Source organism: Paenibacillus sp. NPDC057886, assembly GCF_042796655.1.
Classification (GTDB): domain Bacteria; phylum Bacillota; class Bacilli; order Paenibacillales; family Paenibacillaceae; genus Paenibacillus.
This window is the reverse complement of sequence record NZ_JBHVMZ010000010.1, coordinates 1-23,377: the sequence shown is the minus strand read 5'-3', so window position 1 is coordinate 23,377 and position 23,377 is coordinate 1. Positions and strand designations below refer to the sequence as shown.

General features: G+C 46.7%; 19 protein-coding genes, 9 tRNA genes and 2 rRNA genes. 3 read left to right on the top strand and 27 right to left on the bottom strand.

The window, feature by feature from the left end; translation table 11 throughout:
* Window positions 1–10 precede the first annotated feature (10 nt).
* The gene (locus tag ACFVQB_RS28025; protein ID WP_379447611.1) at window positions 11–2,188 is read right to left on the bottom strand and encodes a RelA/SpoT family protein; all 2,178 of its coding nucleotides are present in this window, start codon (window positions 2,186–2,188) and stop codon (window positions 11–13) included.
* Window positions 2,189–2,564: 376 nt separating this feature from the next.
* On the opposite strand from ACFVQB_RS28025, the gene uraA reads away from it, so the two are divergent.
* Window positions 2,565–3,881 (top strand): uracil permease, encoded by a 1,317-nt coding sequence (gene uraA / locus ACFVQB_RS28020; RefSeq protein WP_379447158.1) that lies wholly within the window; start codon window positions 2,565–2,567, stop codon window positions 3,879–3,881.
* A gap of 193 nt (window positions 3,882–4,074) precedes the next feature.
* On the opposite strand, the gene ACFVQB_RS28015 is transcribed toward uraA, so the two are convergent.
* From ACFVQB_RS28015 to ACFVQB_RS27990, 6 genes are all read right to left on the bottom strand, one after another.
* Window positions 4,075–4,587: an adenine phosphoribosyltransferase gene (locus ACFVQB_RS28015; protein WP_024633046.1), complete on the bottom strand. Its 513-nt coding sequence runs from the start codon at window positions 4,585–4,587 to the stop codon at window positions 4,075–4,077.
* A gap of 37 nt (window positions 4,588–4,624) precedes the next feature.
* Window positions 4,625–7,033 carry a single-stranded-DNA-specific exonuclease RecJ gene (recJ, locus tag ACFVQB_RS28010; protein ID WP_379447157.1) on the bottom strand — a complete coding sequence of 803 codons (2,409 nt, stop codon included), beginning with the start codon at window positions 7,031–7,033 and terminating at the stop codon, window positions 4,625–4,627.
* A gap of 39 nt (window positions 7,034–7,072) precedes the next feature.
* Complete coding sequence (locus tag ACFVQB_RS28005; protein ID WP_053779108.1) at window positions 7,073–8,038, bottom strand: cation diffusion facilitator family transporter; 966 nt, start codon at window positions 8,036–8,038, stop codon at window positions 7,073–7,075.
* A gap of 73 nt (window positions 8,039–8,111) precedes the next feature.
* Window positions 8,112–9,020, bottom strand: a complete 909-nt coding sequence (secF, locus tag ACFVQB_RS28000) for a protein translocase subunit SecF (protein ID WP_379447156.1) — start codon at window positions 9,018–9,020, stop codon at window positions 8,112–8,114.
* A complete protein-coding gene (gene secD, locus ACFVQB_RS27995; RefSeq protein ID WP_379447155.1) occupies window positions 9,010–10,260 on the bottom strand; it encodes a protein translocase subunit SecD in 1,251 nt (416 codons plus the stop codon). Before secD ends, secF begins: the two co-directional genes overlap by 11 nt.
* A 90-nt stretch (window positions 10,261–10,350) precedes the next feature.
* A complete protein-coding gene (locus tag ACFVQB_RS27990; RefSeq protein WP_175383441.1) occupies window positions 10,351–10,590 on the bottom strand; it encodes a post-transcriptional regulator in 240 nt (79 codons plus the stop codon).
* A 223-nt stretch (window positions 10,591–10,813) separates the two neighbouring features.
* Here ACFVQB_RS27990 and spoVB point away from each other — a divergent pair, with 223 nt between their 5' ends.
* Entirely contained in the window at window positions 10,814–12,415 is a 1,602-nt protein-coding gene (spoVB, locus tag ACFVQB_RS27985) for a stage V sporulation protein B (protein WP_379447154.1), read from the top strand.
* A 3-nt stretch (window positions 12,416–12,418) separates the two neighbouring features.
* Here spoVB and ACFVQB_RS27980 read toward each other — a convergent pair whose 3' ends face one another.
* A complete protein-coding gene (locus ACFVQB_RS27980; RefSeq protein WP_483874966.1) occupies window positions 12,419–13,135 on the bottom strand; it encodes a YetF domain-containing protein in 717 nt (238 codons plus the stop codon).
* Window positions 13,136–13,363: 228 nt separating this feature from the next.
* On the opposite strand from ACFVQB_RS27980, the gene ACFVQB_RS27975 reads away from it, so the two are divergent.
* Entirely contained in the window at window positions 13,364–13,756 is a 393-nt protein-coding gene (locus tag ACFVQB_RS27975) for a TIGR04086 family membrane protein (protein WP_379447152.1), read from the top strand.
* A gap of 132 nt (window positions 13,757–13,888) precedes the next feature.
* Here the strand turns inward: ACFVQB_RS27975 and yajC are convergent, their stop codons facing one another.
* The 19 genes from yajC to ACFVQB_RS27880 form a co-directional block, all read right to left on the bottom strand.
* Window positions 13,889–14,200 carry a preprotein translocase subunit YajC gene (gene yajC / locus ACFVQB_RS27970; RefSeq protein ID WP_072734772.1) on the bottom strand — a complete coding sequence of 104 codons (312 nt, stop codon included), beginning with the start codon at window positions 14,198–14,200 and terminating at the stop codon, window positions 13,889–13,891.
* A 67-nt stretch (window positions 14,201–14,267) separates the two neighbouring features.
* Complete coding sequence (tgt, locus tag ACFVQB_RS27965; protein WP_062325081.1) at window positions 14,268–15,404, bottom strand: tRNA guanosine(34) transglycosylase Tgt; 1,137 nt, start codon at window positions 15,402–15,404, stop codon at window positions 14,268–14,270.
* Between the two features lie 45 nt (window positions 15,405–15,449).
* Window positions 15,450–16,478 carry a tRNA preQ1(34) S-adenosylmethionine ribosyltransferase-isomerase QueA gene (queA, locus tag ACFVQB_RS27960; RefSeq protein WP_379447151.1) on the bottom strand — a complete coding sequence of 343 codons (1,029 nt, stop codon included), beginning with the start codon at window positions 16,476–16,478 and terminating at the stop codon, window positions 15,450–15,452.
* 7 nt (window positions 16,479–16,485) lie between these two features.
* Window positions 16,486–18,573, bottom strand: coding sequence for a SpoIID/LytB domain-containing protein (locus ACFVQB_RS27955; protein WP_379447150.1), 2,088 nt, complete (start codon window positions 18,571–18,573; stop codon window positions 16,486–16,488).
* Between the two features lie 68 nt (window positions 18,574–18,641).
* A complete protein-coding gene (ruvB, locus tag ACFVQB_RS27950; protein ID WP_053779099.1) occupies window positions 18,642–19,652 on the bottom strand; it encodes a Holliday junction branch migration DNA helicase RuvB in 1,011 nt (336 codons plus the stop codon).
* Window positions 19,653–19,707: 55 nt separating this feature from the next.
* Window positions 19,708–20,322 carry a Holliday junction branch migration protein RuvA gene (gene ruvA / locus ACFVQB_RS27945; RefSeq protein WP_379447149.1) on the bottom strand — a complete coding sequence of 205 codons (615 nt, stop codon included), beginning with the start codon at window positions 20,320–20,322 and terminating at the stop codon, window positions 19,708–19,710.
* Window positions 20,319–20,822 carry a crossover junction endodeoxyribonuclease RuvC gene (gene ruvC / locus ACFVQB_RS27940; protein ID WP_053779097.1) on the bottom strand — a complete coding sequence of 168 codons (504 nt, stop codon included), beginning with the start codon at window positions 20,820–20,822 and terminating at the stop codon, window positions 20,319–20,321. Before ruvC ends, ruvA begins: the two co-directional genes overlap by 4 nt.
* A 301-nt stretch (window positions 20,823–21,123) precedes the next feature.
* Entirely contained in the window at window positions 21,124–21,807 is a 684-nt protein-coding gene (locus tag ACFVQB_RS27935; protein WP_379447148.1) for a BofC C-terminal domain-containing protein, read from the bottom strand.
* Window positions 21,808–22,036: 229 nt separating this feature from the next.
* A tRNA-Pro gene (locus ACFVQB_RS27930) sits at window positions 22,037–22,110 on the bottom strand.
* A 7-nt stretch (window positions 22,111–22,117) separates the two neighbouring features.
* Window positions 22,118–22,196, bottom strand: a tRNA-Leu gene (locus ACFVQB_RS27925).
* Window positions 22,197–22,210: 14 nt separating this feature from the next.
* Window positions 22,211–22,287: transfer RNA gene (locus tag ACFVQB_RS27920), tRNA-Arg, on the bottom strand.
* Window positions 22,288–22,296: 9 nt separating this feature from the next.
* A tRNA-Gly gene (locus ACFVQB_RS27915) sits at window positions 22,297–22,371 on the bottom strand.
* 21 nt (window positions 22,372–22,392) lie between these two features.
* Window positions 22,393–22,470 (bottom strand) — tRNA-Asp (locus ACFVQB_RS27910).
* 28 nt (window positions 22,471–22,498) lie between these two features.
* Window positions 22,499–22,572: transfer RNA gene (locus ACFVQB_RS27905), tRNA-Met, on the bottom strand.
* Window positions 22,573–22,592: 20 nt separating this feature from the next.
* Window positions 22,593–22,668 (bottom strand) — tRNA-Val (locus ACFVQB_RS27900).
* 122 nt (window positions 22,669–22,790) lie between these two features.
* Window positions 22,791–22,862 (bottom strand) — tRNA-Glu (locus ACFVQB_RS27895).
* A 4-nt stretch (window positions 22,863–22,866) separates the two neighbouring features.
* A tRNA-Asn gene (locus ACFVQB_RS27890) sits at window positions 22,867–22,942 on the bottom strand.
* Between the two features lie 84 nt (window positions 22,943–23,026).
* Window positions 23,027–23,143: ribosomal RNA gene (gene rrf, locus ACFVQB_RS27885) — 5S ribosomal RNA — on the bottom strand.
* A 139-nt stretch (window positions 23,144–23,282) separates the two neighbouring features.
* Window positions 23,283–23,377, bottom strand: a 23S ribosomal RNA gene (locus tag ACFVQB_RS27880); the annotation flags it as partial.

Below are 23,377 nucleotides of genomic sequence, written 5' to 3'. Positions count from 1 at the left end.
TACAGGCTCCTTACTGCATAATCCGATGCACAGAATAGACATCTTTCACCCGTTTGATCCGTTCCACAACCGAATGCAGATGCTCCGTATTGCGAATCAGAATTGTGACGTGCACCAATGCTAATTTATTTTTATCTGTACGTCCTGTGACGGCAGATATATTGGTTTTACTTTCGGAAACAGCCTGAAGCACTTCATTGAGCAAGCCGTTGCGATCATGGCCCGTAATCTCAATATCCACACTGTAGTTGGCTTCAATATTCTCTTCCCACTCTACTTCAATGACACGAGCTGCTTCTTCCCCATCCGTACTGGACGGAATATTTGGACAGTCACTGCGGTGCACGGAAACCCCGCGCCCACGTGTAACATACCCGATAATATCATCCCCTGGTACAGGATTACAACAGCGCGCAAAACGAACAAGCAAATTGTCTATGCCTTTGACACGGATGCCATTCGTCGGACGGTTTTTGCGTTCAGGTGCAGGCTTCAGCTCACGCATTTCGGAGTTCAGTTCAAGCAAGCTGGATTCTTCTTGCTCCTTGCGAAGTTTCTCCGTTGCTTTGGTCACGATCTGTGCAGCCGTAATGCCACCGAATCCAACGGCTGCGAGCATATCCTCAATATCATTGAAGGCATACTTTTTGGCTGCTTCCTGCAACTTATCGTCAGTCATCCAAGCAGATGGATCAAGTCCCATGCGCTTGAGTTCACGTTCACAACTGTCGCGTCCTTTTTCAACGTTTTCTTCGCGCCGTTCCTTCTTGAACCATTGCTTAATCTTCGCTCGTGCGTGAGAGGATTTTGCGATTTTAAGCCAGTCCTGGCTCGGTCCGTAAGAATGTTTGGACGTCAAAATTTCAATGATATCGCCTGTTTTGAGATGATAATCGAGCGGAACGATACGACCATTTACTTTGGCACCAATCGTCCGATTACCCACCTCTGTATGGATTCTATATGCAAAATCCAATGGAACAGATCCAGTAGGCAGTTCGATAACTTCACCTTTTGGCGTGAATACAAACACCAGATCCGAGAAGAAATCCATTTTAAGGGATTCTACAAACTCAGACGCATCCTGCGCTTCATTTTGAAGTTCAAGGATCTCGCGGAAGAACGTAATTTTATCTTCAAAATTGTTCCCGTTCGCAGCGCCTTCCTTGTAGGCCCAGTGGGCAGCAATACCGAATTCAGCGGTGCGGTGCATATCCCATGTCCGGATTTGGACCTCGGTCGGTTCACCATTCGGACCTACGACCGTGGTATGCAGAGATTGATACATGTTCGCCTTTGGCATCGCGATATAGTCCTTGAAACGTCCAGGCATCGGTTTCCATAACGTGTGTATAATTCCGAGGGTAGCATAACAATCCTTGATGTTATCCACAATAATACGAATCGCAAGCAGATCATAAATCTCGTTAAACTGTTTGTTTTTCGTTGTCATTTTTTTGAACACGCTGTAGATGTGCTTAGGACGACCCGACAGATCTGCCTGAATTCCCATCTCATCCAGCTTGCTCGTAATACCGTCCATAACCGTATCAATATATTGCTCACGTTCCGCACGCTTTTTGTGCATCAGGTTTGCAATTCGGTAATATTGCTGCGGATTCAAATAACGAAGGGCGATGTCCTCCATTTCCCATTTGATCGCAGAGATACCCAGACGATTTGCAATCGGACAGAAAATCTCCAACGTTTCATATGAAATCCGGCGTTGGCTTTCTTCCGACTGAAACTTGAGTGTCCGCATATTATGCAGACGGTCAGCCAATTTGATCACGATGACACGGATGTCCTGCGCCATGGCGATGAACATTTTGCGGTAGTTCTCGTTCTGCTGTTCTTCCTTGGAGCGGAACTGAATACGTTCCAGCTTCGTCAAGCCGTCAACAAGCATGGCACACGTATTGCCGAAATGATTGCGGATTTCTTCAAGTGAAACCGTAGTATCCTCTACTACATCATGAAGAAGCGCTGCAATTATGGAGATGGTGTCCATCTGCATGTTTACAACAATATCGGCAACCGCAAGCGGATGCAGAATATACGGTTCTCCCGATTTTCGCGTCTGTCCATGGTGGGCCTGATCAGCAAATTCGTAAGCTTCACGTATGCGCACCAGATCGGGTTCTTTGATATATGCCCCGGCCTTCTCGAGTAATTGCTCTATGCCCATTCTGATCTGTTCCGTGTCCTTTCTATACAAAATGGAACCCGTGACATGATATCAACACAGGTTCCCCGTAAAAGTAATTTCCTATAATTATGACGCTTCGCCCGTTTCCCGTCAACTACTGACGAATAAGAGCATATATCCAATTTTTTTATACGTTTTGTGTCATTCTCGAAAGATGTTGCCCAATATTCATCAGGGGTTGGAAATCGTCCTCATTTACTATGTATTATTACCGTTATTTGCCGAAATAGAAGGATCAACTCTCAAAATAAAAATGGTTTCGCCATACTTAGAGGAAAAATGTTATTGCTAAATGAAGAGAAACTCTGTACTATATTGAAGATTTGTGTTTCGGAAAAAAGGAGATGAACATTCATTGCAACGTGAAATTCAGGTTAATCAAAAAATGCCGCTTGGCTCAGGCTCACTGCTGAGTCTCCAGCATTTGTTCGCCATGTTTGGCAGCACGGTACTCGTGCCGAACCTGTTCGGTGTCGACCCAAGTATGATCTTGCTTATGAACGGTATTGGAACATTGTTGTACATACTCATTTGTAAAGGAAAGATTCCCGCCTATCTTGGGTCAAGCTTTGCTTTTATCGCACCTGTACAATCCGTATTGCTTACTCATCCGGGTAATGGCTACTCCATGGCACTTGGAGCATTCATCGTAACAGGAGTTGTTTTCAGCATTGTGGCTCTTATTGTCAAGTATGCGGGGACAGGCTGGATTAATGTTGTTTTCCCGCCAGCGGTTATGGGCGCCATTGTTGCCCTAATCGGTCTTGAGCTTGTACCTGTGGCAGCCGGAATGGCTGGTCTGATCAATTCAAACCCTGCTGAAAACCCCGACTGGGTGCCTCATGCCAAACCGATTATTTTAGCCATGGTTACTCTCGGTATCACTGTTATTGGTGCAGTAACCTTTCGTGGGTTCCCCAAAATCATTCACATTCTGATCGGGATTGTATCCGGTTACGTGCTTGGATACTTTATGGGTGAAGTAAAGACCGAGAATATAGCGAACGCTGACTTTATCTCGCTGCCTACCGTAACGACACCGACATTTGACTGGTCTGTTATCTTCACTATTTTGCCTGTTGCACTTGTTGTCATTGTCGAGCACATCGGACATCTACTTGTAACAAGCAGCATTGTGGGCAAAGATTTATCCAAAGACCCTGGTCTGCATCGCTCCCTGCTCGGAAACGGAGTTTCAACCATTCTTTCCGGTATCGTTGGGTCCACACCGAATACAACTTATGGTGAGAATATTGGTGTTATGGCTCTAACAAGAGTTTATTCCACCTATGTTATTGGCGGAGCAGCTGTCATTGCGATTGTGCTTTCGTTCTCTGGAACCTTCTCGGCTTTAGTAGCTAACATTCCCGTCCCGGTCATGGGTGGTGTATCCCTGCTTCTGTTCGGAGTGATTGCGGCATCCGGTTTGCGTATTCTGGTCGAACAGAAAGTTGATTTTGCCAAACCGACCAACCTGTTACTCACTACCCTTGTACTTGTCATCGGACTCAGTGGTACTGAGATCACGTTTTATGGTGTTCATCTCAAGGGAATGGCTCTGGCAACCATCGTCGGAATTCTGCTGAGTTTGTTGTTTAAATTATTTGAAGTACTGAGTTGGTCGAATGATCAGACGGAGAAACAGCCTTTAACCGAGAAAACTCCGGATTGATTTCTTGCCGACTGGTCTGAGAACAATGTTTATTCATTCTTCATCTTATACATCGTACAACGCAAAAAGCCTGCTCTCTAACCTTTATGGGTTGAGGGACAGGCTCTTTTTGCAAATAGTTAATGCTGTATATTATTTCCCGGGAAACGGGAGATCCAGTTCACGTGAATTAACAGCAACGAATGCCGGAATTCTAGTAGTTCATCAATGTAAATACATCAATTCCCGGCAATTTTGCACGTCCATTCAAATCAGACAGCTCAATCAGGAATGCTGCACCTACAATCTTGCCACCCAATTGTTCAATCAGGTTAATGGAGGTAGCAATAGTTCCGCCTGTCGCCAGCAGATCATCCGCAATTAGGACATTTTGTCCTTTTTCGATCGCATCTGTATGCATAGCAAGCGTATCTTTGCCATATTCAAGATCATAACCGACTTCGATCGTCTCTCCAGGCAATTTTCCACTTTTACGGATCGGAGCAAAACCGACACCCAGAGCGTACGCCAGAGGAGCGCCCACAACGAATCCACGTGCTTCAGGTCCTGCAATAACGTCAATTTTGAGATCCGAAACCATTACTTTCAGCTCATTGATCGCCTTGCGGTACATTTCTCCATCCTTCAACAATGTCGTAATGTCTTTGAAGCTGATTCCCGGTTGTGGAAAGTCAGGAATGACACGAATATAATCTTTAAAATCCAAAATAATCTCCTCCTAAAATAAATAGCACAACTTCTATCTAAGATACGCCCTTCATCCGGGATATCATCCATTGTGTCAGCTGAGGGGTCGATGCATCCAGCATCACCTGCTCTGTCTCGGCCATGCTTTCAAGCGCCTGATAATGACGCGAAGCGGTTAGCTCACGCTTGGGTGGGTTATCCACAAACACAATCTTTCCAGCTTCTCGGGTTATGAACGATAATTCCTCAAAAACATCCAGCATCATGGTAATCATGCGCGGCGAGCAGCCACACTGACGACTGAGCACAGGAGTGATCTCTTGTTCCTCCACGGGTTCAGCTCTCCATTTGGACACCAGCATATAAATACGCTTGAAGAGTTCTCTGGAGGGCATCTGAAGGCGATCTCGGCGGTTGCCTGATCCGTGCAGAAGGATGATATTCTCGGCTCCGCTGAATAAGGCCAGCATTGCATCAAGTTGTTCCGGGGTTTCCGGCGTATCAAACACAAATAACGTCCGGACCTGTTCCTGACCATAATGCTGCGCGGCAGCATTGCATGGAAACAACCCGACCTTTCTATCATATACCCAAAGGCACGGTTCATACAATGAATTTCCCTCGGAAACATTCGTTTCTTTCCGAACGATGGCACCGATAGAGCCTGACTTGTATCGTAAATGTAATTCAAGCGAACTCAAGAACTGCTTCATTGCGTTCAGAGGCTCCGTACTTCCTCGCAAATCAAAAACTTGCGCATGTGGGACTTGAATGTCCTGCAGCATCAATTGTGGTTTCCTCATCCCGTTCCACTCATTAACGGACAACTCGCCCATAACATCAATGATGGAGCCTGGAGGCAGAAACTCAGCCAATGCTCCCTTACCAAAAGCGACCGTCTCAAGTTGCTGACCATCCTGCTCCAAAACCAATTTCAGATGACGTTTTTCGCGTCCCATCGTTCGTGTTTCTTTTACAGTCACATTGCGCAATACAAAACGAGGAGAAGGATTACTCATGCCAAACGGCTGGAGTCTATCGATCTCTTGAATGACCTGCAGTGGCACATCACTGATTCTGCATTCGTCATCTGCAAGACGATGGGGAACAAAGTCTTCCTCCGTCAGCACGGAAGCAGCAAACTCATTCAGTCCGGCTTCCAGTTCTTTTAGCTGATCACGATGAAGGCTCATGCCTGCTGCAGCCGGATGACCACCATAATGGTCCATCGTGTGTTTGCAAGCCGTTAACGCCTCATAGATGTCCAACCCCTCTATGGAGCGTGCTGAGCCTTTACAAGCACCGCTCTCCGGGTCGATGCCCAGGATCAACGTTGGTCGATAGTATCGTTCAAGTAACTTGGAAGCTACAATACCTACAACGCCAACATTCCAGCCTTCTCCGGCCAAAACGATGACGTCCGGCACTGCTCCAGAGTTAAGCTGGATTTTCTGCTCCAACTGGGCTGTCGCTTCCAAAAGTATGCCCTCAACAACCTGCTGCCTTTCACGATTTAGCAAATCCAATTGGCCCGCCAACGTATGTGCCTCATCCAGATCCTCGGTTGTAAGCAGCGATACGGCTCGGCCAGCATGATCCAGACGTCCGCTTGCATTAATACGCGGAGCCATTGCAAAGGCAATATTGATTGAAGTGACCTGACTTTGATCCACGCCACTAATTTCAAGCAGAGCACTTACACCAGGCAGACGTGTACCTCGCATGGACTCAACACCATAACTGACGATAACCCGGTTCTCGCCTTCCAAAGGCATCAAATCGGCAACCGTACCAATAGCGGCAATTTCCATCCATTCTCCAGGCACTTCTCCGATTAATGCCTGAGCCAGCTTCAACGCTACACCCGCACCAGCTAACCCTTTAAAGGGGTAAGGACAGTCCGGGAGCTTTGGATTAATGAGCGTATAGGCCTCAGGCAAAACTTCAGGTGGTTCATGGTGATCCGTCACAATGACTTCCATTCCCAGTGTTGCAGCATAAGCAATCTGCTCTACCGCACTAATTCCGGTATCTACCGTAATTACCAGCGAGACTCCTTGTTGATGAGCCCAATCCAACGCATGATTGTGTAACCCGTAGCCTTCATTGGAACGATGAGGGATATAGATATCATAAGAAGCACCGAGATAGCGCATCAGATGGATCATCAGGGATGTACTGGATACTCCGTCCGCGTCGTAGTCCCCATATATTAAAATATGTTCTTCACGCTCAATGGCCTGCTGGATTCGGGGCACAGCTTCTTTCATGCCTAGAAGCAGATAAGGATCATGCATCTGATTCAGATCAGGATGCAGAAATTGTTCTGCCTCTGATTCATTATGAACCCCCCGACTGACCAGCAAACGTCCAACAAGTGATGAAACGGAAAGCGCCTGCGAGAGTCCCGCAGCCGCCTCCAGATCGATATTCGGTGTGTTCCACCGGTATTGCGAATAAAGCAATGATAACGCTCCTTTCCTGATCTACTGGACCAAGCTTCATTACTGAATTAATGTCGCTTCAGGATCTGGCAGTTCATGATTGGATTTATAAGGATATCCAGGATCATAAGGTACAGCCTGGATCTGTACTTCTTTAACATGACTGAAACGAGTTAAGAGAAGTGTCTTCGCCCGATTCGCAATCTCCTGTGCCTCGAGCACGGAAATTCTAGGGTTCACACTAATGACCAGTTCAATCGTAACATCATGTTCCTGTTCACGTGCTACCAGATGTTCAATCGTAATAATGCCATATACACGCTGCACCGTCTCTTTGAAGTCAAGTGCTTCTTCCTGTTCCAATTCCTGAACAAGTGAACCATATACGGTATCCACAATCATTCTGTACCCTTTGTGAAGCACAAAACAGGAAGCTATCAATGCAGCTGCGGGGTCCATATATCGAAGAATGCTCCACCCTGTCGTTTCTCCTGTCATGGAACCTACGATGCCGACCAAGACGATAAGTGAACAGTAGAGTGCCCGGCGATGTTGCTGTGCATACGCCAGAGCCTGCGATTGATTTCGTTTACGGAAATATCGGTATTGATATTGAAAGATTGCTTCTTTCACAGCCAGTGCTGCAAAAGCTACCACAAGTGCATGGGTATACTTCTCTAGCGATTCTGGTTCATCTCCAGACAGACTACCCAAAGCGGAGATGGCGATCTGCAAGCCTCCCATAAGGATGAGCACAGATAATAATACCGAAATTCCAGGTCTCGCAATACGTGAATGTTCCTTTGACCGCTCCCTACGAGCCTTTCTTTTTGTTTGTACAGACTTCGAGGGAAAGAGGCCGGACAATGAAGAAGCAGCTTCTGAAGCAGAGTGCAGGCCGTCCGCAAGCAACGATTTGCTGTTTGCCATATAACCGAACCCAGCCTTGATTACTGCAAGTGTCAAATTCCCGGCGATCCCGCTCCACGTGGCAGCGTGAACAGAAGGGAAACGTTCTCTGGTCATGACAATGCCCCCTTAATACTATACCTAAAGTTGCAAAACCGCGCCTTGCAGACGCGGCTTCACAATACAATGTTTAGTTGGATGCTTTGACAGCTGCTTTAGGCTTCTCTGTTTGTTTACCTTTGAGCACCAGCCACAATGGAGCGGCGATGTAGATAGAAGAATATGCACCGAACAATGTTCCGATGACCATAGCAAGTGAGAACATGCGAATGGATTCTCCACCAAAAATAAACAAGCAGAGCGATGCGACAAACACGGTGAATGTTGTATTCAGGGAACGTGTCATCGTTTGCGCCAAACTGTGGTTGACTACTTCACGCAAATCGGCTTTCGTAGTCTTTTTAGCAAACCGCATATTCTCACGAATCCGGTCGAAGATAACGATTGTATCATTGATCGAGAACCCGACAATGGTCAGTACAGCCGTAATAAAGGTGAGATTCACTTCCAGTCGGAAGATCGAGAACACACTAATCACTACAAATGCATCATGGAAGAGCGCAATTACAGCAGCCAAACCAAACCGCCATTCAAATCGGATGGCTACATAGATCATAATCCCGATACTTGCGATAAGAACCGCGTATATGGCATTGCGTTCAAGTTCTTTAGCCATCTCCGGGTCAACCGTGTTGACTTCATAAGAAGCGGTTGAATCCAGCTTGGTGAACTCTTGCTTAAACTTGCTTTCCTGATTTTCATCCAGTACGTTCGAGAAACGAACGTTAACCCGATCAGCACCAGGTGTAATATGAACATCTTTTGTGTCAACACCAAGGTCACTAACAATGGGCTTGATTTGTTCCGTTGTGATCGCTTTAGATACCGTAATATCCACATTAGAACCCGAACGGAAATCTACCGCATAATTCAATCCCAGAGCCAAAATACTGATGATACCTGCAATCGTCAAAATGATGGAAAAGGCATAGGCAATTTTACTGCCTTTAACATAATCAAAATTCCAATTAAAGCGCACGAATTTCACTCTCCTTCACTCCGAAGTACTTAGGCTTCTTCAACACGTTAGCCCGCACAAGCAGGGTCAACAGGAAGCGGGAGAAGAAAATATTCGTGATAATGCTGGTCACGATGTCAAAAATCAGTACCAGTGCGAAACCTTTAACCGCACCTGTACCCATGAAGAACATAACAGCGGCGGCAATGATTGTTGTAATGTTAGAGTCAATGATCGTACGGAAGGAATGTTTACCTCCTGCTTTGACCGAAGACAATATCGACTTGCCACTGCGCATTTCTTCCTTGATCCGCTCGTACGTGATGATGTTGGCATCCACGGCCATCCCTATACCCAGGATAAATGCCGCGATCCCCGGAAGGGTAAGTACGAATTCTCCCATATAGAAGATTGCAAGTACCAACCACGTATGTGTAATCAGGGCAAAGCTCGCAATAATCCCCGGAATACGGTACAAACCAATCATGAACACCAAGATAATTACGGAACCAATTAATCCCGCTTTAATCGTCTGGTCCAAAGATAGTTTACCAAGCGTTGCACCAACGCTTTGGGAGTACTTCTCTGTCAGTTTCAACGGCAACGCACCCAAATTAATGGTATCGCGAAGCTGATTGGCTTCCTCACGTGAGTAGTTACCCGTGATTTGCGCAGAGCCGTCACTCAGTTGCTGCTGCACGGTTGGAGCGGATAGCAGTTGATCATCCAGGTAGATCGCCAAAGGTTGTCCAATCAAACGTTTGGTGATTTCAGCAAATTTGGCTTTGTCTTTAACCTGAATATCGATCATCGGTGCGTTCAACTGGTTGAATACCACTTTGGCACCATTCTCCACGAACTCATTTCCCCGAAGCTCGATTTTGGTGTATTCGCCTTCTTTGTCATTCTCAGCTTTACTGCGGAAGGTCATGACAGCAGGTTCTTTCATTTTGGCTCTGACTTCAGCCTCGTCGGTAACCCCGGCCAGCTTCAAGCGGATCCGGTTCGTTCCTTCGGTTGTTACTTCCGGCTCGCTTGTTCCGAGCGCATTGGCACGGCTCTCCAGACTTTTTGCTGTTTGCACCAAAGATGCTTTGGTGACTTGTTGTCCTTGTTCCAGCGGCTCTGCTTCATATAAGATCTCGTAGCCTCCTTTTAAATCAAGGCCCAAGCGTATATTTTTGAGCAGCCCTGGACTTGTGCCCAACATAACTCCTGCGGTCACAAGCACGACCAAAATGAAACTGACGATTCTTTTCATGCCGTTCCTAGATCCCCTTTCGTTCTCAATATTCCTATTATAGCGATGCCGTAAAAAGCAGTCAATTTCCAACAAAAAAGATCCCTTTCGTTAGAAAGAGGACCCCCGGTATGCAGACACGGTCATAAAGTTCATAAAGCTTGTTGCTTTCAGTGACAATATGTCGTTCACCAGTTGGTGAAGCGGTGGAATGCCCTGCTTTTCATATTTATGACTGATGCAATTCCAGACATCTTTGCTGGTGACATATTCGTAACCGACAAGCCTTAATTCCTCTGCTTTGCTGCGGCAGAGCATCTCTATAGACTGTTCCAACTCCACATCATTCATTTCTTCCAACGGGGAGCCTCCCTTCATACATCCAAGCCTTTATGCGGCATCAATATTACATCATTCGACTTTACCCGATCATATTCCTTCTTGCTGGTGATGGATCTTTTTGTTAATCGTGTCCAAGTTGTCATGAGAAGATATTGGACTGGCATAGGATGAAGAACGACGGCTTTGTCCCGTTTATGAATATCTGTACTCCAACCGGGAAAGAGGGGTAGTCTTGAAGAAACAGACATTTATCCAGGGAGCCATGATCCTGCTCGCCGCAGGCATTATTAATCGGATTCTCGGGTTCATCCCGCGCATTGCGCTGCCACGGGTCATCGGTGCAGAAGGTGTTGGCATCTATCAACTGAGCTATCCCTTTTTCATCGTACTCGTCACATTAATCACTGGCGGTATTCCATTGGCCGTAGCCAAGCTTGTAGCCGAAGCGGATACAGGTGCCAACCGTTATTCACCCCAACGGATTCTGCAAATCAGCCTGAGCTTCACACTGACCCTTGGCGTTGTGTTTATGTTTCTGTGCATTATCTTCGCTCCATGGGTCACCCGTTATGTTCTGACTGATGAGAGGGTCTATCACACGTTTGTCAGCATGAGCCCTATGATTGCCATCATCGCCGTATCTGCAGTCTACAGAGGTTATTTTCAGGGAAAACAAAACATGATGCCTACGGCTGTTTCATCAATCGTAGAAACGGTCATTCGCATTATCTGTGTGATCTGGTTTTCCTGGCTGCTCTTGCCCCGAGGAATTGCTCAAGCTGCAGCAGGAGCCATGCTGGGAGCACTTGTCGGTGAATTCGTCGGTATGCTCGTATTATTGTGGAACTATGCTAGACAGAAGAAATATATGGATCAACATCAGCCCATACTCGAATCTCCAATCAAACCCAAACCTGCTATTTCAAAAAACTCAACCGGATCAGAGCCTGGACTTCTTCGTCGTTTACTCGCGATTTCCGTACCCGTAACTGCCGGGCGGTTAGTTGGTTCCCTATCCTATCTCGCTGAGACAATTGTAACCGCACAGAGTCTGGCTATTGCAGGTATCTCCAAAGGGCTCGCCACGGCCCAGTATGGAGCATTACAAGGCATGATTATCCCGCTACTTCTATTACCGGGAGCATTAACGTCCTCGTTAGCCACGTCACTTGTCCCTTCATTGTCTGAGGCTTCGGCTCAAGGCGATCGTGCGCTCATTCATAAACGGATGCATCAGGCTTTGCGGCTAGCACTTGTAACAGGTGCTCCATTTTCTGTGTTTATGTATGTGCTTGCCGAACCGATGTGTCTTGTCCTGTATAATGATGCATCGATTGGAAGCATGCTTAAGCTCATGGCTCCTTTTGCTTTGTTTATCTACATTCAAGCTCCTCTTCAAGCTGCTCTTCAAGCACTTGATCGTCCGGGAAAGGCACTGCTCAATACATTTATTGGTGCTGTCATCAAAATTACATTGATTTTGGTACTCGCCTCCCGGCCGGAATACGGTATTTTTGGAGCGGTGATTGCCATTTGTGTGAATTCAACGGTCGTTACCCTTTTACATGCAAGAAGTGTGCGCAGCCTGCTACAGTTCCGTTTCAAGCTGATGGATTGGGTCAAAACAGGCACTGGTATGGTCATCATGGGCGCCGCTACTCTAGTCATTTATGAACAGACTGGATCCTTGCTTCCGTTTTGGCTCAGAATGCTTCTCGCGCCCCTTGTTGGACTGATCGTTTATTTCATTGTTATGGGCTGGACCAAAATGATTGATTTTCACGATCTTTCCCGTGCTCCCATTATTGGTTCCTGGTTTAAACGGCGTTCTTAGACATCAGTTATCTTTATCATCTTTGGAACTTACATAAATTTTCTCGTTATGATCGATGGAACAGATAAACACGTCTTTGAAGTCCATAATACCTTTGTTCTGAATCTGATTTTTAAGCCAAAATCTGGTTTTCTGAATCAGTTCAAGGTTCTGATCCTGAACTTTGCCATCCATAATCAATGGCAATGGCAGCCCTTCATATTTGATATTTTCAAACCCATCTATTTTGTTTTTCCGCCCTTTTTGATTGGAATTAGATCCTGTCGAACCAGAACCTGATGAGCGGCTGTTGCCGCCTGAAGAACTCTGACCTTTCGGAAAAACAGTCAGCTTGCCTGTGGTCTCCAATATGGCAAATTCCACTTCACCAATACTGTCTACATTCTGTTCGCGAAGCTGAAGTAGCAGATCATCCAGGTTGTAACGCTGCTTGCGCATTTCATCTCGATGTAACTTACCTTTGGAGATTAACACGGTCGGCTTGCCATCAATCATCAACCGAAGCTTACGGCTTTTAAGACTGAGAAAAGCCATGGCAATCTGCACTACAAGTACCGTCAGCATTGGTACAATACCATGGAATAACGGCTTATTGATATCTTCGATGACAAATGCCGCAATTTCTGCAAGCATAATGGATACGACCAGATCAAACATGGACAGCTTTCCGATCTCACGTTTACCCATTATCCGAATAGAGCCATAGACAATAAAGTACATGAGTATGGTTCGAAAGATATGTGCTCCGACATCTGAGAAATTCACAACAGGGTTCCTCCTTCGGATCTGAATTTTATACAGGTACCTGAAGCGTAATCCCTATTTTGACCTGATGCTTACATGCTCATGCAAATATAATCCGTTCATTTAATGGAAAATTCAGTTCATAAGTCGGAAGGCTTGACCATACACTGTATTAATTTCAAACTTGTACAAGGGGGTTGCTTCATGCAGTTGATTCGCCGAATGGTTTCATTTCGAATGTCTAACCCGATTCTTTCGGGCCTCTGTCATGCTTTTGTGTGGATGATGTTAGGCGCACTGATTCTATCCTTCTTTCTCTGGATGACCGGAATGCGGGAACAGGATCTTTCCATGTATACGTACGTTGTTCATGGCTTGTCCTTGCTGGTTGGTGGATTTGTATCTGGCAAGAGGTCAGGTGAGCGAGGCTGGTACCACGGAGGTATTACCGGAATCGTCTACGGACTAATTGTATTGCTGATTGGGTTTCTTGCACTCGACGCCTCGTTCAATTGGAAAGACAGCCTGCAACTTGCAAGTGCATTCCTGATTTCTGCACTAGGCGGAATATTTGGAGTCAACACACGAAGATCATAAAAGATCGGGGTGTAACGGTTATTTGAGAAAAAGAAAAAGAGAACCGGGTCTCCATGGAGATCCAGTTCTCTGATAATGAAGAATACGCTGCAAACGTACTCATAGCCTTACAGGCTTTTGAACATCTATGATTTATTCAGCCGTTTCACGTGCAACTGCACTGCTAATCGCATTACGATCGAATGTCAGTTTAGTTACATCGTTTACACGCAATACAACCACATCATCCGTGATTTCAGCAATCGTTCCGTGAAGACCGCCGATTGTAACAATTTTATCGCCTTTTTTCAATTGACCTAACATCGAATTACGTTGCTTCTGCTTTTTGTTCTGTGGACGAATCATCAAGAAGTAAAAAATTGCAACCATGAGTACCAAAGGTACAATCAAAGATACAATTCCACCGCCAGCTGGAGTTGCTGATGCAGTCATTGCCTGAAACATGTAAAATTCCCCCTTATCGACTATACGTACAGATCATACTTGTTACTGCGGTTCCGCAAAAACCTGATCAGAAACCTTTGTCATTGTCATGAAGACCATATTGATCGAAAAATTCATCCCGGAAATCAAGCAAACGATCTTCCATTATGGCTTTACGCACATTGCGCATCAAATTCTGCAAGAAATGAAGATTGTGGATGGTCGTCAAACGCAAGCCAAACGTTTCATCCGCTTTGATTAAATGACGCAGATAGGCTCTTGAATAGTTACGACAAGTATAGCAATCACATTCAGGGTCTAGTGGCCCAAAATCGGTTGCAAACTTGGCATTACGAACTACCAGACGTCCTTGGCTGGTCATCGTTGTTCCGTTACGGGCAATTCGGGTAGGCAGAACACAATCGAACATGTCCACTCCGCGAATCGATCCCTCAATCAATGCATCGGGTGAACCAACCCCCATTAGATAGCGTGGTTTATTGGATGGCAACAAAGGAACTGTGTAATCCAATACTCCATACATCAAGTGTTTCGGTTCTCCAACACTCAGTCCACCAATAGCATAACCCGGGAAATCCATGGAAGTCAAATCTGCCGCGCTCTGGCGACGAAGATCTTCATGCATGCCTCCCTGTACGATGGCAAACAACCCTTGATCATTCGGACGAGCATGACTTTCCAGACAACGTTCTGCCCAGCGGCTCGTTCTTTCGAGTGATTTTTTCACATATTCATACTCAGCCGGATACGGCGGGCACTCATCAAATGCCATCATAATATCGGAGCCCAGTGCATTCTGGATTTCCATTGCCACTTCAGGCGAAAGGAATTTTTTGTCTCCGTTTAGATGGGAGCGGAAGTTAACGCCTTCCTCCGTAATTTTGCGCATCTCACTAAGGGAAAACACTTGGAACCCGCCGCTATCAGTCAAAATCGGACGATCCCAGTTCATAAATTTGTGCAGGCCGCCTGCCTGACGAATAATTTCATGTCCAGGTCTCAGGAACAGGTGATAGGTATTGCTCAGAATGATCTGTGCATCCATCTCTTTCAGCTCTTCGGGACTCATCGTCTTCACCGTCGCCTGTGTTCCTACAGGCATGAAGGTTGGTGTCTCAATAATACCGTGAGGTGTATGTACACGTCCCAAACGGGCTCCGGATTGTTTACAGGTTTTGATATGTTCGTACGTAATTGCTGCCATTGGTTTTAATCATCCTCTAAAAATTAATCGTAATACCTTCACATCTTAATAAATCAACATGGCATCGCCAAAGCTGAAGAAACGGTATTGTTCTTTAATCGCTTCCTCGTATGCATGCATGATTTGTTCTCTTCCCGCAAGCGCACTAACCAGCATGACCAACGTGGATTTGGGGAGATGAAAATTCGTAAGCATCCCGTCAATCACTTTGAACGTATATCCCGGATAGATAAAGATTTTGGTCCAGCCGCTGCTCTCTTGCAACTGCCCGTCTTCAAACTTGCTCCCCACCGTTTCAAGTGTTCGACAACTTGTCGTTCCTACAGCAAATATACGGTTGCCACGTTTTTTCGTTTCATTAATCAGATCTGCCGTCTCTTGAGACAAAGAGTAGTATTCTTCATGCATGACATGCTCTTCAACATTGTCAACCGACATGGGCCGAAATGTTCCGAGTCCAACGTGAAGCGTGATGAAAGCTACATTAACCCCTTTATCCCGAATCCGGTTCAGCAGTTCATCTGTAAAATGCAATCCTGCTGTCGGCGCAGCGGCCGATCCTTCATGCTTCGCATATACCGTTTGATACCTTTCGCGGTCATCCAGTGTCTCTCTGATATAAGGAGGCAGCGGCATTTCACCCAGACGATCCAGAATCTCTTGAAAGATCCCATCATAGGAGAATGTAAGCAAACGCGCGCCCATTTCGCCTTCTTCATCAATGACTGCCCTAAGCTCGTCACTAAAAATGATGACCGAACCAGCTTTCAGCTTCTTGCCTGGTTTAACCAGAGCTTCCCAACGATCGCCCTCCACGTTTTTGAGCAGGAGTACTTCCGCCTTTGCCCCCGTGTCCTCTTTGGTTCCGAACAAACGCGCTGGAATCACACGTGTATCATTCAGAACCAGTGTATCTCCTGGCTGAAGGAAGTCGATAATATCAGGGAACGTGTGATGGTTAACCTCACCGCTCTCCTTGTTCAAGGTAAGCAACCGGGACGCCGTGCGGTCAAGCAGTGGCGTCTGTGCAATCAATTGCTCCGGCAATTCAAAATCATATAAGTTCACATTCATATTAGATTCATTCCTTAACAATAGTCGCATTTTGATAATAGTGTTTCAATATTGCCTGGTAATCATACCCTTCATCTGCCATGCCTTTGGCACCCCATTGGGACAAGCCCAATCCGTGCCCGTTGCCCTGACCGATGAACATGAAGCTTTGGCCCTGAGTTACAGCTCGGGCTTGACCATCACCACTCATAACCACAAGAGCATTACTGGATGAAGTTCCTGTGCCCGAAGCAGATAGTACAGTAGCCCCCTGTGAGCCGGTTTTGCTTGCTGTTTTGCCGTCAGCGCCTAATACAGTATAACTTCCGGTCCCTGCAATATCAAATAAAGTACTCGGTAATCCACCTAAAGCAGAGCGGTATGTATCTGCATATTTGACCGTCATAGGCTGGCCGTTGGCTGTAACTTCAAGTGTTCTTCCTGAAGGCCCGCGCTTGGTCACTTCCAGCGTTGAGATCGAGGATGGAACAGTAGAAGTCGTTTTACCCTGCAGGGTTTTAACCAACTGGGCTGACGTGAACGGTCCTCTTACCCAAGCATAATCATTGGATTGCGGTACTTTGGCCAGAACAACAGCTTCGTTGCCTGGATTCATTTTCGCTACCGGTTCAACATTGGATTGAATTAACGGAACGGGACGCACATTGGTATTTTGGGCAGTAACCGTCACTTTGGCTAAACCCGCATCCGTTTTGGTCGTTAATTCTTTTACATTATCTTCGCGGATATATCCGCTGACTCCTGTACTCAACAGCACATGATACCATGTCTGTAATCCAGCTTGGGCCGATGTATCTCCAGGACTATCCACATTATTGAACACCCCCGCGCCTCCGTTCCATACCTCGGAAGGATGTGCAGTCTGTCCGCCTGCATTGGAAGAGAATACAGCTTCCACGATTTTACCACCGCTCTTGATGACTTCTCCAGAGGTGGCATCAACCGCGCTGGAGACTTTATCATTTTCTGAACCCATTCCGTTGTATGCCTGACTCAGCGTGGTATCCACGACATTAGCAATTTTGAAACGGTCTCCCTGTTGAAGCGCATAAGACCGTGCAGCGACAGCCTGTACTTTCAGCGCCTCTGCTGGCCAGGATGAATAAACTTCTGCACCAACAACAGAGTATAAATATTGCTCCAGTGGAACTACATTAACCAAAGCCAAATCGCCGCTTACAATGCTAATTTCCATGTCACCGCGATACGTCCGCCCGGAACGCTCCACCACTTTGATTCCACTGCCGTCTCCTTGCACAAAGGCTATGGCTTCACTTCCAGCAATGGTGTAATGAGGGGCTGTTTTAAGTGTATCCGTGCTTAACCCCGCATCCTGGCGGATGATAAGCGCAGCACTATTACTGTTTACGGGAGATAGGCTTACCCCTGGAACACTGGCTTCCACACTCTTTTTGAATGCAGACAGATCAGCATCTGATGACGCTTCACCCACCCATACGGCGTACCCTTGACTCCCTCCATCCAGTTGAAGAGCCGTATAAGAACTAACTCCTGCCGATGAAAGGGATGCTTGTGCCGCTTCTGCCTCTTGAAGTGAACTGTAGACTCCTGCAGACAGACGCTTGCTGCCCGTCACCGCTGGTTTTTGCCCACCTAGTTGGGTTTCAGCCACTTTTTGTACACGTGCTACCGCTTGTCCAGCCAACGCTTCTGTTGCATAGTTTCCGGTGTAGAGCTGATAGGTCGCCTTACCATTCAGAGACGTTGTAAACAACAACGGTTTATCACTAGTGGCCTGCAACAATTTTGCGGCTGCTGCCGCCGTTTTGAAATCTGCTGTTTCCAACACTTTGACGCGGAATCCATCCGCACTGAAACGGATTTGTCCTGCTGGAAGAGTTATACTTGCCCCGCTTGCCGAACCGATATTCCATTTCCCACTCGACTCAAGCGTAATCAGTGGTGTAGTCGATTTATAGGTACTTCCCAGGTTCGCAAACATGGCTACCCGGATCATCTGTCCATCACTTTCAGCGGCATACACAGGCACTTGCAGGCATCCTACCGTCAACAAAGCTGCGGCCAATACCTTCAAACGCCGACTCCACTTCTTTGTTTGTATTGCTTTCCCCACAATCAGTCTCCTCTCATGTTTGTCCCAAGTTGTATATTAAGATGAATCTCATTGATATATAATCACAATTATTTGGCGTCTCTCGGTGGAACTGGCAAACCCAGATGATGATAGGCCAGGTCCGTTACAATTCTGCCCCTCGGTGTACGTTGAAGCATGCCAATCTGCAACAGATAGGGCTCGTAGACATCCTCAATGGTCTGACTCTCTTCACCAATCGTAGCGGCAATCGTATCCAGACCCACCGGGCCTCCCCGGAAACTGTTAATCATTGATTTGAGCATCTTGTGATCGATCTCGTCCAGACCGCGCGGATCAATCTGAAGACGTTGCAGCGCTTCTTCCGCCAGAGCCTGTGTGATGATACCATCCCCCCGTACCTGGGCGAAGTCACGCACTCTTTTTAGCAGTCGGTTGGCAATCCTCGGTGTCCCACGGGAGCGCAATGCGATCTCTTCGGCGGCATTACCAACAATCTCCACTCCTAGAATCTCTGATGCCCGTGAGACGATGTAGGCCAGCTCATCCACCGTGTAGAACTCCAGCCGACTGATGACACCAAACCGGTCTCTGAGAGGCGCAGACAGCAAGCCTGCACGGGTTGTAGCACCAATCAGCGTAAACGATGGCAAATCAAGACGTACGGAGCGGGCACTTGGGCCTTTTCCGATCATGATATCCAACGCGAAGTCTTCCATTGCGGGATACATCACTTCTTCTACCGTCCGATGAAGACGATGAATCTCGTCAATAAACAGGACATCCCCTTCTTGCAGGTTTGTGAGCAACGCAGCCAGATCACCTGGGCGTTCAATCGCTGGTCCCGATGTTGTGCGCAAGTTAACACCCAATTCATTGGCAATGATATTGGCAAGTGTTGTTTTACCAAGTCCAGGCGGCCCATATAACAACACATGATCAAGCGCCTCATTACGCATTTTGGCGGCTTCAATGTATATTTTCAAATTCTCCTTAACCTGGTTCTGCCCGATATATTCATTCAAATACCGGGGACGAAGGCTCAGCTCCACAGCTTGATCCTCCATCATCAGGTTCGCGGAAATAATCCGGTCATCCATGTTCATCCCTACCTTTTTTATGCGGCTTACTGCTCTATTATAGAGGCAAAATTAATTATCCCGTAAACAGCATTTGCAGTGCCCGTTTCATCAACACATCAACAGAATCGGCCGAAGTAACACCTTTCTTCAGTTTGAGCCATACTTTATCCAATTCACTGTCGGTATAACCCAGCGCCTTAAGACCTTCACGTGCCTCATCCCAGGCAGAGCCGCTTCCTGCTTCTTCCGAAGGAGGGGCAAACAAACCTGTTGCATACGTGGCAGCACCGAAACCATCCAATTTGTCCTTAAGGTCCAGTATCATGCGCTGCGCTGTTTTCTTACCAATCCCAGGCAGTTTGGTCAGGAACGTCAAATTCTCTTGATAAATTGCAGTCACGACATGGTCCGGCGTACCGCCAGCAAGTATACCCAGAGCAACTTTGGGTCCAATACCTGATACCTCGATCAGCTTGCGAAATAACTTCTGTTCTTCACGAGTGGCAAAACCAAACAGCAACATTGCATCTTCACGTACATGGTGATGGGTATACACCATAATTTCGCCTTCTTGCTTCGCAAATGCAAAAGGATTCGGACAGAATACACGATAACCAACCCCATGCACATCAAGCACAATATATTCATTCTCCAGATGTACGAACTGTCCTCTTAGAAAATCAATCATTTTCGCAATACCTCATTCAACTTGGAATTTAATGTATATGAGTGTGCATGACACACTGCTACAGCCAAAGCATCCGCTACGTCATCCGGCTTCGGAATCACCTGCAAACGCAAAAACATTTTGACCATCTCCTGCACTTGCCGCTTCTCCGCTTTTCCGTATCCAACAATCGCCTGCTTAATCTGCATCGGCGTATATTCGGCAATAGGCAGTCCCTTCTGGGCAGCAGCCAGTACCATGACACCTCTAGCCTGACTGACAGACATCGCTGTTGTGACGTTACGATTGAAAAAAAGTTTCTCCAGCGCTACCGCGTCCGGTTTATATTTATCAATCAGCTGTACCATGCCCTCATATACATGAAGTAGCCGTTCCTCTTCAGGGGTATGAGCTTCTGTCTGAATACAGCCATATTGTACAGGTGTTACCTTACTGCCGATTTTATCCACAAAACCAAAACCGACAATCGCAATCCCCGGGTCAATTCCCAAAAAACGCAAATCCATCTCTCCCTTACAAAAGCGAACATATGTATCGTTCATTTCATTATAACAAAAGATAGACCCTACGGCAGGAAAAACTTTGTCCTTTCATATACTCGCCTGAATTCATGAATAACCTACAATCGTTATGTCCTATATAGGTATTTCGGTCATGGAACGACAAAAAGGACATCTTTCGATGTCCTTCGTTTCACTTCGTATGTTGTAAATCTGTGAATGTCCTTCGATCAGGAACTTCTCCTCTACGCGATGTAAACAAATACATTCAATCCAGATCAGCCTGTTTTTTTATCCACCATTAACGGATTTCTTTATTGGCCTCATGCACCGCATAATCGCTGAACGTAGAGATTACACTGTCATACTCATCCTTGTCCTGGATACGGATACCCTGCTGCAATTGCTCCAACACACCTTCAGGCAATGAAGTCTCCAACGTGCCTACGTCCATTTGAAAAAAAGTACGGATAACTTTCTCTTCTGTGGGTCGTCCTTCATAAAGGTTGAGATTACCCACAGCATCTATGCTAATATACGCCTGCTCTTTACATAATGGAGAAAGATCATCCACATGCTGCTTAATGCGTAACACTTCTGCCGATTCAACCTGAGCATCCCAATCCGGATGTTGAACGAGCAGCATCTTCAATTGAGGAATCGCCATCTTACCTAATTGTTCCGTTTCTACCCCACAGATATATTGCGTCTCCAATACAACACTCGTTAAACGGTCCGGATCAGACCCGAGTTGTTCCATCAAAGTCTGAATTTCATGCTCAGACCTTTGTTCACCCGTAGCAGGTCCCATTACGGATACAGCCTCACTGAAATTGGTCGTTAGTAAACGCTCGATCGCAGAAGAAATCGGCAAACCACTGTAAGCCAGTATAGCTACGGCAACCAAAGCTGCAGTCATCCACACTGTTCGTTTCCACCGGCGCCAGCGTCTCTTAAATTGTTTTTTGAAGTTAAACGTGTTCACATGAACCCCTTCTATCACTTTTTAAACCTATTGTGACCGAAAGAACTGGGGTTTATGCAAAATCAACCTCAGGCACCAGCAATGCGCTGCGCCTGAGCACTAACAGGATGAAGCTATATCTATTCCTTATTAAAGGTTGTCATGAATTAAGAGGTTATTATTGCTTAGGACACAATTCATAAATAAAAAGACGGACTATCTATTTACAGATAGTCCGTCTTTTTTGAGATCGGGATGACACGATTTGAACATGCGACCCCCTGGTCCCAAACCAGGTGCTCTACCAAGCTGAGCTACATCCCGTTATCTATACCGGCGAGAGGACTCGAACCTCCACGGTTTCCCACTCGATTTTGAGTCGAGCGCGTCTGCCATTCCGCCACGCCGGCGTATAAAGTTATAATGGCGCGCCCTGAGAGATTCGAACTCCCGGCCTTTTGATTCGTAGTCAAACGCTCTATCCAGCTGAGCTAAGGGCGCAAATAATATTGGAGCGGACGACGGGAATCGAACCCGCGACCCTCGCCTTGGCAAGGCGATGCTCTACCGCTGAGCCACGTCCGCAAGCGGTAAATAAGATAAAAATGGCGGAACCGACGGGATTCGAACCCGCGATCTCCTGCGTGACAGGCAGGCATGTTAGGCCAACTACACCACGGTTCCAGATCACTTTCTCAAAAAGAAAGTATAATTGCGGGGGCAGGATTTGAACCTGCGGCCTTCGGGTTATGAGCCCGACGAGCTACCGGGCTGCTCCACCCCGCGTCGTTATTTAAAAATCTATATGGTGGAGGCTGAGGGGTTCGAACCCCCGACCCTCTGCTTGTAAGGCAGATGCTCTCCCAGCTGAGCTAAGCCTCCATATATGACCCGTAGGGGATACTCTCACTTCGTTCGAGACTGCGAAGCCATTGCTAACGAAGTTTATCCTCCGACGAACCTTTGGGATTCTCATCCCTTTTTTAAGCTAATAAATATAGCTATGACCCGTAGGGGATTCGAACCCCTGTTACCTCCGTGAAAGGGAGGTGTCTTAACCCCTTGACCAACGGGCCTTAATGGCTCCCCGAACAGGGCTCGAACCTGTGACAACTCGATTAACAGTCGAGTGCTCTACCAACTGAGCTATCAGGGAATATCATGCATTTGCATCGCAAATGCAATTCATCCTACAACGTTAACATGCATAGCTTGTTTTCTATGTATGATGAAAGAGTTCGCTTGGCGGCGTCCTACTCTCCCAGGACCCTGCGGTCCAAGTACCATCGGCGCTAGAGGGCTTAACGGTCGTGTTCGGGATGGGTACGTGTGGAACCCCTCCGCCATCGCCACCAAACGAGCATTTGTGTAACAAATGCATTCGCGTTCCATTCGGTCCGACACGACTGTGTGGATGAATGGTTCAGCGCATATTCAGAGTTTATTCTCTGAAAACTAGATCCGAAACGAAATGTGCGACTTACAACCTGCATATCTTGGATAAGCCCTCGACCGATTAGTACTGGTCAGCTCCATGCATTGCTGCACTTCCACCCCCAGCCTATCTACCTCGTCGTCTTCAAGGGGTCTT